Annotated in this window: 12 protein-coding genes, 3 tRNA genes and 1 rRNA gene; 13 read left to right on the top strand and 3 right to left on the bottom strand. The window is 44.6% G+C overall.

Annotation, left to right across the window (positions count from 1 at the left end):
- The 4 genes from AB4Y93_RS28760 to AB4Y93_RS28745 form a co-directional block, all read left to right on the top strand.
- Positions 1–146 (top strand): 23S ribosomal RNA (locus tag AB4Y93_RS28760); the annotation flags it as partial.
- A 90-nt stretch (positions 147–236) separates the two neighbouring features.
- A tRNA-His gene (locus tag AB4Y93_RS28755) sits at positions 237–312 on the top strand.
- A 28-nt stretch (positions 313–340) separates the two neighbouring features.
- Positions 341–415 (top strand) — tRNA-Gln (locus tag AB4Y93_RS28750).
- 4 nt (positions 416–419) lie between these two features.
- A tRNA-Gly gene (locus AB4Y93_RS28745) sits at positions 420–494 on the top strand.
- Between the two features lie 102 nt (positions 495–596).
- Here the strand turns inward: AB4Y93_RS28745 and AB4Y93_RS28740 are convergent.
- The gene (locus AB4Y93_RS28740; RefSeq protein ID WP_441897200.1) at positions 597–1,451 is read right to left on the bottom strand and encodes a CPBP family intramembrane glutamic endopeptidase; all 855 of its coding nucleotides are present in this window, start codon (positions 1,449–1,451) and stop codon (positions 597–599) included.
- 221 nt (positions 1,452–1,672) lie between these two features.
- On the opposite strand from AB4Y93_RS28740, the gene AB4Y93_RS28735 reads away from it, so the two are divergent.
- The 7 genes from AB4Y93_RS28735 to AB4Y93_RS28705 all read left to right on the top strand — a co-directional run bounded on the left by AB4Y93_RS28735 (position 1,673) and on the right by AB4Y93_RS28705 (position 10,991).
- Positions 1,673–2,653 (top strand): sugar ABC transporter substrate-binding protein, encoded by a 981-nt coding sequence (locus AB4Y93_RS28735; protein WP_441897198.1) that lies wholly within the window; start codon positions 1,673–1,675, stop codon positions 2,651–2,653.
- A complete protein-coding gene (locus tag AB4Y93_RS28730) occupies positions 2,650–4,095 on the top strand; it encodes a sensor histidine kinase (protein ID WP_441897196.1) in 1,446 nt (481 codons plus the stop codon). Before AB4Y93_RS28735 ends, AB4Y93_RS28730 begins: the two co-directional genes overlap by 4 nt.
- A 3-nt stretch (positions 4,096–4,098) precedes the next feature.
- On the top strand, positions 4,099–5,634 hold the full coding sequence (locus AB4Y93_RS28725) for a response regulator (protein ID WP_441897194.1): 1,536 nt from the start codon (positions 4,099–4,101) through the stop codon (positions 5,632–5,634).
- Positions 5,635–5,674: 40 nt separating this feature from the next.
- On the top strand, positions 5,675–6,769 hold the full coding sequence (gene xylF, locus AB4Y93_RS28720; RefSeq protein WP_441897192.1) for a D-xylose ABC transporter substrate-binding protein: 1,095 nt from the start codon (positions 5,675–5,677) through the stop codon (positions 6,767–6,769).
- Between the two features lie 176 nt (positions 6,770–6,945).
- Positions 6,946–8,046 carry a sugar ABC transporter substrate-binding protein gene (locus tag AB4Y93_RS28715; RefSeq protein WP_441897190.1) on the top strand — a complete coding sequence of 367 codons (1,101 nt, stop codon included), beginning with the start codon at positions 6,946–6,948 and terminating at the stop codon, positions 8,044–8,046.
- Positions 8,047–8,177: 131 nt separating this feature from the next.
- Positions 8,178–9,698: an ATP-binding cassette domain-containing protein gene (locus AB4Y93_RS28710; protein WP_441897204.1), complete on the top strand. Its 1,521-nt coding sequence runs from the start codon at positions 8,178–8,180 to the stop codon at positions 9,696–9,698.
- Between the two features lie 174 nt (positions 9,699–9,872).
- Entirely contained in the window at positions 9,873–10,991 is a 1,119-nt protein-coding gene (locus AB4Y93_RS28705; RefSeq protein ID WP_441897202.1) for a sugar ABC transporter permease, read from the top strand.
- 69 nt (positions 10,992–11,060) lie between these two features.
- Here AB4Y93_RS28705 and uraA read toward each other — a convergent pair whose 3' ends face one another.
- Entirely contained in the window at positions 11,061–12,368 is a 1,308-nt protein-coding gene (gene uraA, locus AB4Y93_RS28700; protein WP_441897188.1) for a uracil permease, read from the bottom strand.
- A gap of 233 nt (positions 12,369–12,601) precedes the next feature.
- On the opposite strand from uraA, the gene AB4Y93_RS28695 reads away from it, so the two are divergent.
- Both AB4Y93_RS28695 and AB4Y93_RS28690 read left to right on the top strand, forming a co-directional pair.
- The gene (locus AB4Y93_RS28695; RefSeq protein ID WP_441897187.1) at positions 12,602–16,807 is read left to right on the top strand and encodes a choice-of-anchor I family protein; all 4,206 of its coding nucleotides are present in this window, start codon (positions 12,602–12,604) and stop codon (positions 16,805–16,807) included.
- A 130-nt stretch (positions 16,808–16,937) separates the two neighbouring features.
- On the top strand, positions 16,938–17,519 hold the full coding sequence (locus tag AB4Y93_RS28690) for a DUF1273 domain-containing protein (protein ID WP_441897185.1): 582 nt from the start codon (positions 16,938–16,940) through the stop codon (positions 17,517–17,519).
- Positions 17,520–17,574: 55 nt separating this feature from the next.
- Here the strand turns inward: AB4Y93_RS28690 and AB4Y93_RS28685 are convergent.
- On the bottom strand, positions 17,575–17,862 hold a 288-nt coding region (locus AB4Y93_RS28685), incomplete at its 5' end, for a hypothetical protein (protein ID WP_441897183.1).

Genomic DNA, 17,862 nt, shown 5'->3' with positions numbered 1-17,862 from the left:
TGAAAGCATCTAAGCGTGAAGCCCCCCTCAAGATGAGATTTCCCAATTAGTAAGACCCCTTGAAGACGACGAGGTTGATAGGTTCGGGGTGGAAGCACAGCAATGTGTGGAGCTGACGAATACTAATCGGTCGAGGGCTTATCCTAAAAAGACTTATGACTAGTGCATAAGCATTGCTTAAGGGATTCATTCATTCGCATCCAGTTTTGAAGGTGTAATTAATACACCTATTTATGGCGGTCGTGGCGAAGGGGTTAACGCACCAGTCTGTGGCTCTGGCATTCGTGGGTTCAAGTCCCATCGATCGCCCCATTATTTTTCAGAATTACATAATAAGCGTTGGGGATTAGCCAAGCGGTAAGGCAACGGACTTTGACTCCGTCATTCCTAGGTTCGAATCCTTGATCCCCAGCCATTATGCGGAAGTGGCTCAGCGGTAGAGCATCGCCTTGCCAAGGCGAGGGTCGCGGGTTCGATTCCCGTCTTCCGCTCCAACTAACAAATACAAGATTACTTCAGAAATGAAGTGATCTTTTTTTTGTATTTTCGCAACCTGTGGGCAATCATGCATAAACAAAAAAACGCTGACTCAGAGGTCAGCGCTTTAGCGCTTCCGGCTTATGTTTACCTTTATACAAATAGTACACAACCATAATCCCAAGTATGAGTACAAGTGAGGTAATATAACTTCCTTCTGCTCCAAAATCTCCTCCAGATAAATAAACAGGACCGTTATCCGTTACTTGAAGGATTGCTGGGACGGGATCGGTACCCGATACCTGAAAGCCATATACGTAGCCTTGGAAGAAGTTCCAACTCATATGAAGTCCTATCGGCCACCATAGTCCTCCGGTTAATTCACGTGCTATAGCAAAGAGAATGCCAGCAAGGCATATATTGATGAAGGGATATGGCGTCTCAAACATGTTCGGATTCAGACTGTGCATAAATGCAAAAATGATGGAGCTTACGATAATGGCCGGAGTGCGTCCATAATGATATTTAATGAGACCTTGAACATATCCACGTGTGAATAATTCTTCGGATAAGGCAACAAATAGGTATAAAACAATGCCATCTAGTAAGGAAAGGATTAAGGTTTGATTCCAGCTAGATGCTTCCCAGCTAATGCCGCCTGCTGCCCAGATCAGAATAGCGGAAATGGACATAAGGATAAATCCTGCAAAAAAGCCCTGAGTGGCTAAAGTACCGCCAAATTGTTGTTTCAGGCCAAGAGACCAGCTATGCTTGCGTTCGAACCATGCATACATAGCAAAGACAGAACCAATAAATGCGGCAATTTGTAAATACTGCGTCCAGCGTGCCCCAGTGATGGAGGTTACATCGTCCATACTAGCACCCGAGATGAGAGCGAAGATCGCATAAACGATAGCGCCAACCATAATGATAACAATAGGAATCAAGCCACTTAAAACTATTTTTCCAGCCACGCTAAAAAACTTCTTAATAAGATTCACCTTCCTGTTTCAATTCAATAATTACATATTTATCCAAATCTACTATGAAATTATATCCTTCGGTTTATTTTGATGTCAATTCATTTTGTGTGAAAAATATACATTTCTTGCATAGGTCTATTGTGCTATGATGAGGGCAACTATGGATGGAAGCGCTTTTAGTAGATTGATCGATATCATAAAGGAGCCGACACATGAGGAAACTCGTCATTGTGCTGCTGTCCGCCATTTGCCTGGTGCTGTTAGGGTTTACTCTATCTTCTTTTATTCAGGTGTTTCATTACAATGTAACAGCTCCTGCAAATGTGGGCAACACAAACAAACCCAGCTATCGGATCATTCTTATTACACAAGAAATGGACACGCCATTTTGKGATACGGTTGAGGATGGTGCTGCTAAAGCTGCAGCAAAGTATGGCGCCGAATTAGCCGTATGGGGCAGCTATGGAACGAATCAGGAGGATTTTTTGAAAAATATGGAGATTGCCATCGCTTCAAAAGTAGACGGCATTCTCGTACAAGGCCTCAATACGGATGAATTCAATCAGCTTGCTACAGTGAAGGCTGCCAGCAATGGTATTCCAATCTTTACGATTGCCAACGATGTACCGATTGAAGACAGTTTACGCCGAACATATATTGGTTCAGATCATTATAAGGCAGGTCAAATGATAGGAACGCAGCTGGCTGAAGATATCGGTAAGAAAGGGAAAGTTGTGCTGATGGTCTCCGACCGCCAGGAGGATTTTCAGAGCAAGCGTTTAGAGGGGATTCTAGATATATTAAAGTCCTATCCCGATATCGAGCCTATTACGGTAGTAGCAGGGGATACAAGGGAGAAGGTCGTTACGGCAACAAATGAGATTATGAATAAAGAGCCTAATCTAGCTGCTTTTGTGTCTGTGACGGCAAATAATGCGAGTGCGATGGTGCAGGAGATCAGTAAACGTGCGCAGCTTAGCAGGTTCCATATCTACTCGTTTGATGACAGTCCGGAGATTAAGACGCTGCTTAAGGAAAAAAAGATGAGCGGCATTATCGAGCAGTCACCCGAAATGATGGGGGAGCTTGGCGTGCAGCTTATGGTGCAATGGCTAAAGGGTGAGACATTCCCCTTGAAGTATGAAGGGTATTATACCGATATTCGGCTTCTGAAGGCGGATGAGCTTCCATGAATACAGTCCAGAAAAAGATATTATCACTGACGGCCATCGTCCTCTTTATTATGGTAGCCATTTGGTTCATCCTCACCTATTACAATCAGAAAATGCAGGACCAGTATAATGATATTTTACAGCGCTATCTGCAAATGAACGAGGTGAGCGCCTCCAGCCAGCAGCTTGTTACATCGCTGAACAATTATATTCAAACGCCGTCCACCTCCAAGCTGTCTAATGTAGAAGCTGATCGGCAAAGGCTGCTGGAGGCTCAGCGAAATATTGCGGATCTGCGTAATAACAGCAATCAATTTACACTTACGAATTACCTCAATCTAATAGACAGTTTAGTCGATTCAACGAATCGTTCTATCCGGCTTCTAGACGAAAAAAATAATGAAGAGGCTTTGAATGATTTCACGGAAGTAACGCGATTATCTAAATATATTTCGGAGATGACGCTGACGCTTCTTGGTACGGAACTTCAGACCTACGATCAGTTCTATCGAGGGATGATTATTCAATCCGTTGAGCTTAAGAAGCTTGGTGTCTGGATGCTGGCCTTAATTACATTCCTTCTCTTATTGTTTACGTACTGGTTCTCTCTAAGTATAACTCGCCCTATTCAGAGACTGACACAAGCAGCCCGTGAGCTGTCACGAGGAAGATTCGATACCCACATCGAAATATACGCTAACGACGAGATATCCTTCCTAGCCAAAACCTTTGACAGGATGCGAGTCAATATTAACAATCTGATTTCTGAGATGCAGTATAAAGCACAGCTCGAGAGTGAGCTGCAGCAAAACAAGCTTTTGCTGCAGGAAAGTCAGCTCCGAAGTTTGCAAAGCCAGATTAATCCGCATTTTTTATTTAACACATTAGATACGTTATCGAAGAAGGCTTATTTAGAAGGTTCAGTGGAAACAAGTGATCTTCTGACAAGTGTGGCGAGGCTTCTCCGTTATAATCTGAAGCGCCTAGATCGGCCGGTCACCTTGTATGAAGAGGTACGCGTGCTGCGCGAATATATTTTTATCCAACAAACACGGTTTACCGATCGGCTGCGCTTTGAGGAAGAGGTAGATGAATCCTGCTTGTCGATACAAATTCCGGGGCTGACGATTCAACCGATTATCGAGAATGCTGTTATTCATGCGATAGAGCCGCTCGAGCAAGGTGGTACCATTACCTTCCGTATTCGGGATGAAGGATCAAATGTCATGATCGAGATTGAGGATGAAGGAAGCGGCATACCAGAGGAGAAAATATCACAGATCGTGGAGGATCGATTCAACTCGCAGGAGGGGGACGGACATTCAACCGGTATCGGATTTGGGAATGTAATCAGCCGCCTTCGTTTGTTCTACGGCCGAGAAGATATTATGGAGATTCAAAGCGAAGTCGGAAAAGGAACAAAAGTAATCTTGAAGCTGCCGAAGGTTAGGGAGGCCGGATAATTTATGTATAAGCTGCTGATTGTTGATGACGAGCAGATTGAGCGGGAAGGATTACAAGCCATTCTTCAGCATGGGCTTCCTGAACTTATAATCGAACAAGCGAAGAATGGGAGAATCGCACTGCAGATGGCGGAGGAATTTCAGCCAGACCTCATATTAATGGACGTCAAGATGCCGGGTATTAATGGCCTCGAGGCAGTAGAACTCATTAATGCCAGTAACCCGGCAATCAAGTTCATTATGGTTACGGCCTACGATACGTTCGATTATGCACGCAGAGCCATTAAACTTGGAGTGAAAGATTACTTGCTTAAGCCAAGCAAAGCTTCGGAGATTGTAGCCACGGTGCAGCGTGTACTCCATTTGATCGAGGAAGAGCGGAAGACCGTTGAGACGACTGAGCAGCAGCGCTCTGCTTTGCAGAGAGTAATGCCGATCATCGAGACAGACATCGTTACGCAATTATTGTTTGATCATGTGCATGAAGTACATTTGGATGAGCTGGTAGGGCTTCTTGGGGTTAGTACAGCGAATGAGAAATATGCGATGACCGTCTTGCTGCCGAATGGCTCTGAGAATTATTATTCAGCCATTAAAGAGAAAGTGAGAAACATGGGCAGCGGGTGGGTTGGCGCAATGTATGGCCGGCAAATCCCGATTATTGTATTCCCAGAGGCAGAGCGGTCCGTACGCTCTCAAGCGGTTACGATGGCACGCGAGCTGCTTGCTGTGGCAAAGTCTGACGGGCATGAAGGCTGGTTTATCGGGATCGGTAATGTTTATGAATCATTGGATCAAATCCGGCAGTCCTATCAGGAAGCCTTAATCGCCTCGATGGATCCAACACTACCGGTTAAATATCGTTTTTATGAGGATACCCCGGTCCTTGGCGTTACACGTGACGGCTACCCGGTCAAACAAATTGAGCAGCAGCTTTTCGACAGAATTCGGCTTGGACAATGGGAGCAGGTCCGTACAGATATGATGGACTTTATCCGCCGCTATGAGAATGAAGGAGCGAATCTGCTGTATACTCAGCAACGTGTACTTGAGCTGCTCTGGATTGCCTCACGCGTTTTGCTGGAGATGGGCATTGAGATTGATACACCGCTTTACTCCTCCCAGGCCCAGGATTATAGACAATTACGAGTGGAATCAGAGCTGCTGCTTGAACGGATGAAACAAACCTTCTCCGAGCATCATGACCGGATCGAGCCGGATACCATTCAGCAAATTAAGCAATACATTACGGATCACTCCCATGAGGATATTTCCCTCGAAGCAATTGGGAGTATGGTTGGCTTAAGTCCTTTTTATATTAGCAAAATGTTTAAAGATCAGCTTGGCATCAACTATATTGATTTTCTGACGGAATGCCGGATTAAGAAAGCCATCAAGCTCATGGGCGATCCTGAGCGAAGTTTGAAAGAGATTACGTATATGGTCGGCTATCATGATCCTAATTACTTTAGTAAGGTGTTCAAAAAAATGTGTGAGGTTTCTCCTACGGAATACCGTAAAACACTCCTTGGCAAATAAGCTTGCAGCATACAAATTTGTGATAAAGGAAGAGAAGCTAATGAAACTGGGCATCGCAAGGAGAAGGTCAATGCTGTTCATCGCAGCAATGGTCTTCAGCTGTGTCTTGGGGGCATGCGATAGCAGTCAAACAACTAGCGAGAATAATAAGCCGATTCATACAACAACAGCTTCCTCCAATACCACAGATAAGAACAAAAAAATAAAAATTGGATTCTCTATGGATACGCTGCTTGAAGAGCGATGGCTGAAGGATAGAGATCTATTCCGGGAAGCTTGCGAAGCGCTTGGTGCGGAAGTAGAGATTATTGCGGCAAATGGTGATGACGCCAAGCAGATTTCGCAAGCGGAAGCGCTGATCAGTGAGGGAGTTGATATCCTTGTTGTTGTTCCTCACAATGCGGATGCAACAGCAGCGATCGTGAAGAAAGCTCATTCAGCAGGTATTAAGGTGCTCGCTTATGACCGCTTGATCAAGAACGCTGATGTTGATCTTTATGTTTCATTTGATAATGAGGCAGTCGGGGAACTGCAGGCTAAGGACATCACGAAGCTTGTACCTGAAGGCAAGTTTGTTTATATCGGAGGTGCCGATACAGACAACAATGCGCATTTGTTTAAACAAGGTGTATTTAATGTCCTGCAGCCGCTGATTGACCGTGGAGATATTACTGTCGTATACGATCAATGGACGAAGGACTGGACTCCGGTTAATGCTTTAGCGAATATGAAATCGGCACTTGAAGCCAATGACAACGATATTGATGCTGTTATTGCAGCCAATGATGCGACAGCAGGAGGCGTTATTCAGGCGCTTCAGGGGCAAGGTCTAGCGGGCAAGCTTCCTGTTGCCGGACAAGATGCAGAGCTTGCCGCGGCGCAGCGTATTGTTGAAGGTACACAGACCATGACGGTGTATAAGCCGATCAAGCTGCTTGCCGATAAAGCAGCAGAACTTGCTGTTAAGCTTGCAAAAGGCGAGGATACGGGCGCAGAACGGACCGTCAACAATGGCAGAATTGAAGTGCCGTCTGTGCTCTTGTCACCAATTGCTGTAGACAAAACCAATATAGACGAGACGATTATTGCAGACGGATTCCACTCTCGTGAGGATGTCTATAAGAACGTTAAATAAGGTTTCACGAATGAGGTTAGCCAGTATAAAACTGGTTAACCTCATTTTTTTGTAGGTGCAGCAAAAAAGTATAGGTGGTTATAAAAGAGTGCTATATAATAGCGCTTTCATTGGAAGTTGCCCGTGCTATAGTTGGTCGTGTAAGGAACATAGTCATTGATGGAGGGGTAACGAAGATGAGAAAAAGCTTCAAATCGGTTGCACTTTTAATGGTTGTTCTATTGCTCACAGCTTTGGTAGCGGCATGCGGCAAAGGCGACAGCAAAGTAAGCGTTGGTATCGTACTTCCAACTAAGGATGAACCAAGATGGGTTCAGGATGAGCAACGTTTCAAAGACGCACTGAAAGGCTCTAAATACACAACTGAAATCCTGTTCAGCCAAGGTTCTTCTGCGAAAGAAAAAGAAAACGTAGAAACATTGATCAACAAAGGCATCAAAGTTCTTATTATCTGTCCGCAAGACGGCGACGCTGCTGCTGCTTCAGTAGAAGCTGCTAAAAAAGAAGGGATCAAAGTTATCTCTTATGACCGCTTGATCACAAACACAGATGCAGTTGACTACTACGTAACTTTCGACAGCGTATCTGTAGGTGCAGCACAAGCTCAATACCTGGTTGACAATGCAAAAGGCAGCGGTGAGCCATTGTACCTGTATGCTGGTGCAGCTTCTGACAATAACGCATTCCTGTTCTTCCAAGGCGCATGGAACGTACTGCAGCCAAAAATCGCTGACGGAACTTTCAAAATCGCTAACTCCAGCGAAGCTGAAGCTTTGAAAGATACGAAAGACCTTTCCCGTGACCAACTAAGCAAAATCATCGGTCAAGTAACAACGAACTGGGATCCAAACGAAGCGAAAAACAAAGCTCAAACTCACTTGACAGCAGCAGCTGCTGACATGAAAGGCGATGTAGCCATCCTTGCTCCAAACGATGGTACAGCTCGCTCGATCGCTGACGTATTTGGTGCTGACAGCGCGGTATCCAGCTATGTTGTAACTGGCCAAGATGCTGAGCAAGCATCGATCCAATATGTAATCGACGGCAAGCAATCGATGACCGTATTCAAAGATGTTCGTACGCTGGTTAAAGATGCAATGGGTATGGCTGTAGACATTCTCGACGGCAAAGACCCTGCAACAACTGGCTCGTACCCTAACGGTAAAAAAGATGTTCCAGCAAAACAAACAAATGTTATCACTGTGAAAAAAGATAATGTACAAAAAGAGCTTATCGATTCGGCTTACTACAAAGCGAGCGACTTCACTGGTCTGTAATTGTAAACGATGGCGGGGAATAGTGATAGATTCGTCTATCACTATTCCTTACTATTAGTTTGCTAAGCGGATCCTTACGAAGTAAGAATTATCGCAAAGAACGCGAAAATTCTTTTTAGGAGTGCATAATGATGAAAAGCTACATTTTAGAGATGAACAATATCTCCAAGGAATTCACGGGAGTTAAAGCACTTTCGGACGTTAACTTCAAAGTAGAGCAAGGCGAGATTCATTGCCTGATTGGTGAGAATGGAGCCGGCAAATCTACGCTGATGAAGGTTCTAAGCGGCGTGTATCCCTATGGAACGTATAAAGGCGATATCGTGTTTGAGGATGATATACAAGTTTTCAACAAAATCAGTGACAGCGTCAAAACCGGCATCGCTATTATCTATCAGGAGTTGGCGTTATTCCCGGATCTTACGGTTTACGAGAATATTTTTGCTGGAAATGAAATTACACGCGGCAAGATTGTAGATTGGAACAAGACCATTGCTGAGGCTAAGCGCATGCTGGAGCGGGTGGGTCTGGATGTTAATCCGGAAATGCTGATCAAGGACTTGGGCGTAGGCAAGCAGCAGCTTGTTGAAATTGCCAAAGCACTAAGCAAGAATGTAAAGCTGCTTATTCTTGACGAACCAACGGCAGCCTTAAACGAGAATGACAGTGAAAATCTACTTGAGCTTCTGCGGGAGCTGAAGAAGCAAGGTATTACAAGCATTATGATTTCCCATAAGCTGAAGGAAGTTATCGCGATAGCGGATAAAGCAACGGTACTTCGTGATGGACGTACGATTTGCACATTGGATGGTTCCAAGGGTGAAATTACTGAAAATACGATTATTCGCAACATGGTCGGCCGAGAGATCGAAGATATTTATCCGAAGAGAGCAAATAAATCGTTTGGGAACAACATTCTTGAGGTTCGCAATTGGACCGCATACGATTCTCAGCTTGGCAGGGAAGTGGTCAAGAACGTTAACCTGAATGTTAAAAAAGGAGAAATCGTCGGAATAGCCGGCTTGATGGGCTCAGGACGGACGGAGCTTGCTCGCAGCATCTTCGGCAATCCGAAGTCTTATAAACTGCAAGGCGAATTGCTAGTGAATGGTTTACCAAAATCATTCAAGCATCCGAATGAAGCGATCAAGGAAGGCATTGCCTATGTAACCGAAGATCGCAAGGGAGACGGCTTGTTCTTGATTCAGGATATTAAGAACAATATCTCGGCAGCTAACCTGAAGGGGATATCCCGGAGCGGGGTTATTGATGACAATAAGGAAATTCGGATCGCCAGTGATTACAAAAGCTCTCTGAATGTAAAGGCACCTTCGATCGAGCAGATCGTCGGCAACCTTAGCGGCGGCAACCAGCAGAAGGTATCGCTTGGCAAATGGCTCTTTGTTGGGCCGCAGCTGCTCATCTTGGATGAACCTACTCGTGGTATTGATGTAGGCGCCAAATTTGAAATTTATACGATTATGAACAAGCTGATTGAAGAAGGGATGAGTATCATCATGATCTCCTCTGAGCTTGGGGAAATACTCGGTATGAGTGACCGGATCTATGTGATGGCAGAAGGACGAATTAAAGGCGAACTGCCTATAGAAGAGGCTAATCAAGAAAATATCATGCAATTTGCAACGCAATAGACTACGTTTATGAAGTTTGAATCACCACAACTGGCTAATAAAAGCCATTTGTGTGGCCATTCATTTTAGGAGGAACACCTTATGAATATTGTCACTCAGGGAAAAAAGGAACGCCCGACGAACATTCTCACTGAAGGAACAAAATTGCTTACAGTGAATATACGCCAATATGGCATGTACATTGCGCTGTTTGTCATCATGCTTACGTTCTCAATTTTAACAGATGGCTTGTTTATGTCTTCCCGTAATATTAGTAACCTGCTCGATGCTACAGGGTATATCGCTGTACTTGCTGTAGGCATGACACTCGTTATCGTGATTCGGCATATCGACTTATCCGTTGGTTTTGCAGCTGGATTCCTAGGAGCCATCGCTGCCATATTATTATCGCAGGCCGGTGTTCCCGTCTATCTGACCATACCAATCATTCTTGTTCTTGGTATTGTTGTTGGCCTCTTCAACGGTGTACTTGTTGCATCACTTGGTATTCCGTCATTCGTTGCTTCCCTCGCAGGCATGCTGATCTTCAGGGGTGCATTGCTGCGAGTAACAGAAAAGACAGGAACGATTATCGTTAAGGATGAGCATTTCAACGCACTTGGAAACGGTTATATTCCATCCATGTTCAAACTGGATGATTTGAATTTCCTGTCACTAGTACTTGGCTTATTTATTATCCTGTTGTTCATCTACTTCGAGTTCTCGAAGCGCCGAAATAAGATCAAGTATCAATTCGAAGTGATCTCCAAAGGTATGTTTACGGTTAAACTTATCTTTGTATCGGCTATTATCGCTTATATTACTTACATCATCTCAGGTTACAATGGCTTCTCATGGACGGTTATTATTATGCTTGGTGTTGTAGTCATCTATCATTTCCTGACAACAAGTACGGTACTTGGACGCCATATTTATGCAGTAGGCAGCAACCCGGAAGCCGCTCACTTAAGCGGTATTAATGTGAAAAAGATTACGTATATCGTGTTTGGTTCGATGGGTCTGCTTTCGGCTCTATCCGGTATCTTGTTTACTGCACGTCTGCAATCGGCAACAACAACAGCTGGAACCCTGTTCGAGCTTGATGCCATTGCGGCTGCCTATGTTGGCGGTGTATCTGCTGCGGGTGGCGTTGGTAAAGTAACCGGTTCGATTATCGGTGCGATCGTTATGGCTTCGCTATCAAGCGGCATGAACTTGATGGGGGTAGGCATCTCCTATCAATACATGATTCGTGGCGGCGTCCTCGCAATTGCAGTAATCTTCGACGTAATGACACGTAGAAAAAGAGGCTAGTTTCCTTTTATAACATTAAAACAAGCCCAGCGGCTGACTCCTGCTGGGCTTGTTTGTTTTTATATCGTATTAATGTCCGGATGCTTCTGTATCGTTAGAAATCCGAGTAACTTCGAACAATTTGAATAATAAGCTGAGTACGATTGCTGTTACGGTTGCAAGAGCCATACCCGACAGAGAGAAGTCGCCAATCGTAATTTTTGCACCGCTTAAGCCAGTAACAAGGACAACGGTCGTTAAGTACAAGTTAGTTGGCTTGCTGTAGTCAATCTTTGATTCAACCAACATGCGAAGGCCGGATGCAGCGATTACGCCAAACAGTAAGAGCGATACGCCGCCCATTACTGGAGCGGGAATAGCAGCGATAAGTGCCGAGAACTTGCCGAAGAATGACAGCAGGATAGCGAATACAGCTGCACCGCCGATGACGAAGGTTGAATATACACGGGTAATCGCGAGAACGCCGATATTTTCACCATAAGTCGTGTTTGGTGTAGAACCTAGGAATCCAGAAATAATAGTTGAGATTCCGTTGCCAAGTAGTGAGCGATGAAGACCTGGATCCTTGGACAGATCTTTTTTGACGATATTCCCGGTTACAATCAAATGGCCGATATGCTCTGCAAGAACGACGAGTGAAGCGGGAACGATCGTAAGTATAGCCGCCCATTCAAAGGTTGGCGTTGTGAACGTAGGTGCAGCAAGCCAGTTGCTTGCAGATACTTTTTCGAAATTCGTAAAGTCCATGAAGTAAGCAAGTACGTAACCACACACAATCCCGATCAGAATCGGAATGATGCGCATAAAGCCTCGGAACAGCACCGAACCAAGTATTGTAATGAGCAGTGTGACGATGGATATTGTAATTGCTGCTCCGTCCGGTGTCCAAACTTGTTCAGGTGGTGCGCTCGGGGACTTAATCCATCCTGCCATCCCTGCAGCCACCGGAATCAGCTCAAGTCCAATAACGGCTACGATGGCACCCATTGCAGCAGGAGGGAAAATCACATTAATCCAGCCTGTACCGGCTGCTTGAATAATTAGAGCAACGATTGTGAAGACAACACCGGCGGCAATAAAGCCGCCAAGTGCAGCGGCATACCCATCAGAATGGGAAGCATGGTTGCCGATAACGGCTCCGGCCGGTGCGATAAAGGCAAAGCTTGAGCCGAGAAAAGCGGGAATCTTACCTTTAACAATAAATAAATAAAGCAGTGTGCCAAACCCGTTCATGAGAAGACAAATAGCAGGGTCTACGCCTAGCAAATTTGGTACAAGTACAGTTGAACCAAACATCGCAAACAAATGCTGAATGCTGAGCATAAGGCTTTGGCCAATTGGCGGTCTTTCCTGGACGCCGATTTCAAGTTGTTTCATCTTGCTGTTAAACCTCCATATAATGAAGTTATTTTTTACGCAACTTGATGATTTTACATATTATTAGTGTTTCTTGGCAAGACCTTTCTTAGTCGATACAAAGAGCTGAAATTATACGAATCAAAATTTGACAGTTGTTTACAAGATCTTAATCTTCATATTTACGTATAGAAAACATTCTCTCTATACAATTGGGCGAGAAGAAAGAATTTATCAATTGGGAGTGAATGTCATTGATTAGCAGAAGTAAACGCTTTTTATCCATATTCCTCGCAGCAGAGATTGCTGGTACTGCCCTTTTTGGAACCGGTTTAGCAATGGCAGATGGGGCTACACCACTTGTGGGAACTCCTTATACGCAATCCAATGAATACAATGTAACTGTGCCGCATGTTATTATCAATCAGGTTTATGGCGGCGGAACAGCTGCTTCAACTGGGGTTTATTTATCAAATGGCTTTATAGAGCTGTACAACCAGACAGACAATGATATTAATCTGGCAGGATGGTCCTTGCAATATAACGATCGTGGTTCAAGTGCTGCAACAGGCGCCATTACTTCCGAATGGAAGAAGTTGGACTTGACCGGTACGATAAAAGCTCATTCCTCTTTCCTAGTCACGGGTGCAATAGCGAATGTAACGGCTAATGCAGCAGATGCAAGGATCAGTCTAGCCGGACAAGCAGATTTGGCTTGGGATACTCAATTTATTAATAATAAAGGTCTGAAAGTTGTGCTGATGAGTAATCAGACACAGCTTGCAGCATCCAACGCCAATCCATTTACTACAAAGCCTGAAGGCTATGTGGATATGGTTGGTACAGGCAGTAATGATGCTGGCAGCGACATCGATGGATACGAGGCAGCATTTCCGTCAGGTTCCACGGAAGGAACTTCGAAGAAAAAAGCGATCCGTCGCCAGAACGCGACTGATCAGGACAATAATAAATCCGATTTTCAGCAGATTGATTATGAAGCATTAAACGTAACAGGCAAAGAAATGGAGCTAGCTGCCGCGCTGCCGCATAACAGTGCGTTTGGTCCTTGGGGAGTTACAACTCCTGAACAGCCAGAAACACCTGAAGTAGAACCGGTTGCCTTTACTACAACTGCACTTGCAGGTGCAACAATCGGCACTTTATATACTGCTACCGTTGCAGCCAGCGGTGGAACTGCTCCTTATACTTATAGCGCGACGAATCTGCCTGCTGGCTTGCAGTTAGATAGTGCAACAGGTGCTATTACTGGTACGCCAACAGCTGCTGCTAAGTCTTCTCTTGTTACTGTAACAGCAACGGATAGTTCGAATCCTGTTGACACGGAAACGAAATCTTTTTGGCTGACAATTGGCCAACCGCTGCGTCAGATGGAAGATACAATTTCTATTGAGAAGATTGCTAGTTTCTCTCTTGGTACTTTCAATAAAGACGGCGGCGTAGCCGAAATTGTGAAATACAATAAAGATAACAATAAGTTTTACTTGGTCAATGGCTCCGGCAATCCGCCAAGCCTTGAGATTGTCAGCTTAGGCAGTGCAACTGGTACGCTGACGAAGGAGAAGACCGTTCTGGTGAAAGATTTGTCTGAGACGAACGGCTTTGTATATGGAGATTTAACTAGCGTGGATATTAATCCAACCACGAAGCGGATTGCGGTTTCCGTTCAAGAGAAGGATTCATTAAAGCCAGGTAAAATCCTCGTTCTTGATTATAACGGTAATTATGTGACGGAGTATGGAGTGGGCGTTCAGCCGGATATGATCAAATCTACGGAAGATGGCAGATACATTTTAACGGCAGATGAAGCTGAACCACGTCTTGTTACGCAAGATGCCAAAGGCAGCATCACGATTGTAGATACCGTAACCGGCACTTCAACCCAATCTTACTTCGAAGATCCAACCGTTATTGAAGACGGAGTACATATCCGTGGTGAGTTGGATAACGGAACGGTTAAATCGAGTGGTACAAAAGCGGATGCGCTGTATGATCTGGAACCCGAGTATATTGCATTGTCTGCTGATAATAAGACGGCGTATGTAACTTTGCAAGAAAACAATGCGGTTGCTGTTGTTGATATTGCCACACATAAGGTTACCGCAGTTAAAGCCCTTGGCCTTAAAGACTATAGCATTCCAGCTAATGCTTTAGATGTTCAATCGAATGGAGCTATTCAACTTGAAACCGTGCCGTTTAACGGCATGTATATGCCAGACGGCGTTTCCTCCTACACAGTAGACGGGAAAACCTATTTGTTTACAGCCAACGAAGGCGATGCTTCGGAATTCCGAGTGAATGCAAGCACAGTTGGTGCGCTTAAGGGCAGCCTTGATTCAAACTCTGAAGCCTATCAATTCTTAAAGGACACTACTGCTTACGACAGTATCGAAGTTGCTGGTGACATGGGCAATGACGGCATTTATATGTATGGCGGTCGTTCCTTCTCGATTTGGGATGCAGCTACAATGGATCAGGTGTACGACAGCGGTAATGACTTCGAGACGATTACAGCAGAACGCGTTCCGGATTATTTCAATGTGAGCAACAGCAAAATAACGATGGATGATCGCAGTGTGAAGAAAGGCCCTGAACCGGAGGATATTAAGGTCGGTAAAGTAGGTAATAAAGAGCTTGCCTTTATTGGTCTTGAACGTACTGGTGGCTTCATGACTTACGACGTCACAGATCCGGAACATCCGCAGTTTGCGAATTATACGAATACACGTGTCTTTAAAGGCAGCGACAATAAAGTGAATCTGGATACAGATACTGGTCCGGAAGGACTCGAGTTTATCCCGGCTTCGATCAGTCCGACAGGACAGCCACTGCTCCTTGTAGCGTATGAAGTTGGCGGCAAAGTTGGTATCTATCAGCTAAATGTAACGAAAGTATCCCTTGATCAAAAAACGCTTTCTCTTACAGTCGGTGGTGCAGCAGGTAAACTCAATGCTACTGTCGTTCCGACAAACGGAGCATCCAGCACGATAACTTGGTCATCTTCTGCTCCTAACATTGCATCGGTTGATCAGAATGGTAAGGTGACAGCGATTAAAGCTGGTACAGCAGTTATTACAGCAACAAGCGCTGACGGCTACGCTGTAGCGGAAAGCACAGTAACAGTAGCTCCAGCAACAGTAGTTGAGACACCTGATCAGCCAGCTACTGGGGGATCCAGCGGTGGAGGCTCCATAATTGTAGACAACGGTAACACGGGTACAGTAAATGTTGTAACGAAAGTAGAAGCAACAACAGACAGTACAGGTAAAACAAATGCCAATGTCTCTTCCAGCCAAATCACATCTGCTCTTAAAAAATTACGGAATGAGTCGTCTACCAGCCAAGCGGGCAGCTTGACGATTACAGCTATTCCCGATCGTAAAGCCAAAGAGGCAGCGATTGTATTTGAGAAAGGCGTATTTGCCTCAGCGAAAGAAGCTGCAATATCAGAGTTGACTATTGAAGCGGGTGTAGGTTCAGTATCCTTTAATGCAAAAGCGATCTCGTCTATTGCAACAGCATCGAAGAATAATGATGTTACGATTACAGTCCGTCAAACAGATGCAGCGACCGCAGGTGCAAGTTTAACTGGAGCAAAGCGTACAGCATTGCTTAATGCAGTAGGCAGCCATTCAGTGTTCGATTTCACTGTAAAAGTAAACGGCAGTACAATTTCCACCTTTGGCGGAGGCTCAGCTCACATTCAAGTGCCTTATACGCCACAGGCTAATGAAGATCACAATGTTATCGTTATCTATTACATCTCGGATAGTGGTGAACTTGTAACTGTACCGTCGGGCGTTTATGACTCTGCTACAGGTACAGTAAGCTTTGAGGTTTCTCATTTTTCGCGTTACGCTGTAGGTTATAACAAGTTATCATTCAAAGATACAACATCCAGCTTCGCGAAGGATGCTATCACTTATTTGTCGGCACGCAGCATTATTTCCGGTACGGGCTCGAATCAATTCTCGCCGAAAGCCCATATTACAAGAGCTGATTTTACGATCCTTCTCTCCCGTATTGCCGGAGCTCAATTAAGCAGCTATAAAGCAGGCAAATTCTCCGATGTCCGTACCACTGACTATTATTCGGATGCTGTACAATGGGCAGCCGACAAAGGCATTACAAGTGGAATCGGCGGCGGTAAGTTTAATCCGAAAGCATCCATTTCACGTGCAGAGATGGCGGCGATGCTGGTTCGTTTTGCAGGGGTAATGAACTTCAGTCTACCAGCAAGCAACCAAGCTATTACATTTGCAGACAGCAATTCTATTCAAGCAAGTGTGAAAGAAGCCGTGAAGGCTGTACAGCAAGCGGGTATCATTAATGGTAAAACAATTGTGAACCGCTCAGGCGTTTACTTCGCTCCACAAGATTCCGCTACTCGCGAAGAAACAGCGAAGATGCTCGCTGTATTCATGAAGCTAATGGCAAAATAACAATTTCTAGCGGAAGAGCTGTCTCCTTAAAGGAGATGGCTCTTTTTTTGCTGTTAAGCAGAACGTATATTCTCTGACGCTTCTTCTCTTATGCTGTTATATTGAATGGATGTAGAAAAGAGGTGGGACGATGAAAACTCTGTTCGCAACCGGTTACCGGGCTAATGAACTGCAAATCTATAATCAGAAGCATAAGCACATTCCTTTTATTAAGAAAGCAATAGAAGCAAAGCTACTTCCCCTCATTGAGGAAGGACTGGAATGGATCATTACTCCAGGACAGTATGGGTTTGACCTATGGGTCTGTGAAGTAGTACTTGAACTTCGCCTGAAATATCCTCAGCTCAAGCTGTCGATTATAACGGCTTTTATGAATCCCGATGAACAATGGAAGGAAGAGAAAAAGAGCTACTACCAGCAAATCATTTCACAAGTAGACTATTATGGTGCGATCAGCCACCAACCGTATGTCGGACCATGGCAGTTTCAGGCCAGAGATGAATTGCTATTTCGTAAGTCGGATGGCTTGCTGCTGTTCTATGATGAAGAAGCAACCGAAGGCAGTTCCAAATACGTAAAGGAGAAAGCGCTGAAGAAGCATCAAGAAGATGGCTATCAGCTCATCTTTATAGGAGCAGATGATATTCAGAATGCAGCCGAAGAAGAGAACTATAATGAATACGATCCTATGTACGATGAGCCTTTTGAGTAAGTAGAAACTTTTTATAAAAAAAGGCTTGCATTGTCGTACAAGCCTATGGTATATTCTAATTCCGGCCGAGAGAGATACAGTATTCGGACGAAAAGCTAAAAATCATTGATTGATAGAAATTGAAATCGATGAATAATAACGCTTGACAGTAAATCTGACAACGTGATAAGATATGAAACGTTGTTGCGAAAAATAAATTGTTCTTTGAAAACTGAACAACGAGCAAAACTGCCCCGTTAGAAATAACGGAAAAAGCGATAAAAACAAGTTTGAGCAAGTCAAACAGAACCATTTCATGGAGAGTTTGATCCTGGCTCAGGACGAACGCTGGCGGCGTGCCTAA

Origin of the sequence: Paenibacillus sp. YAF4_2, assembly GCF_052113225.1 — a bacterium.
Classification (GTDB): Bacteria; Bacillota; Bacilli; order Paenibacillales; family Paenibacillaceae; genus Pristimantibacillus.
Note: the sequence above shows the minus strand (reverse complement) of the source record. Positions and strands in the feature narration are given on the sequence as shown.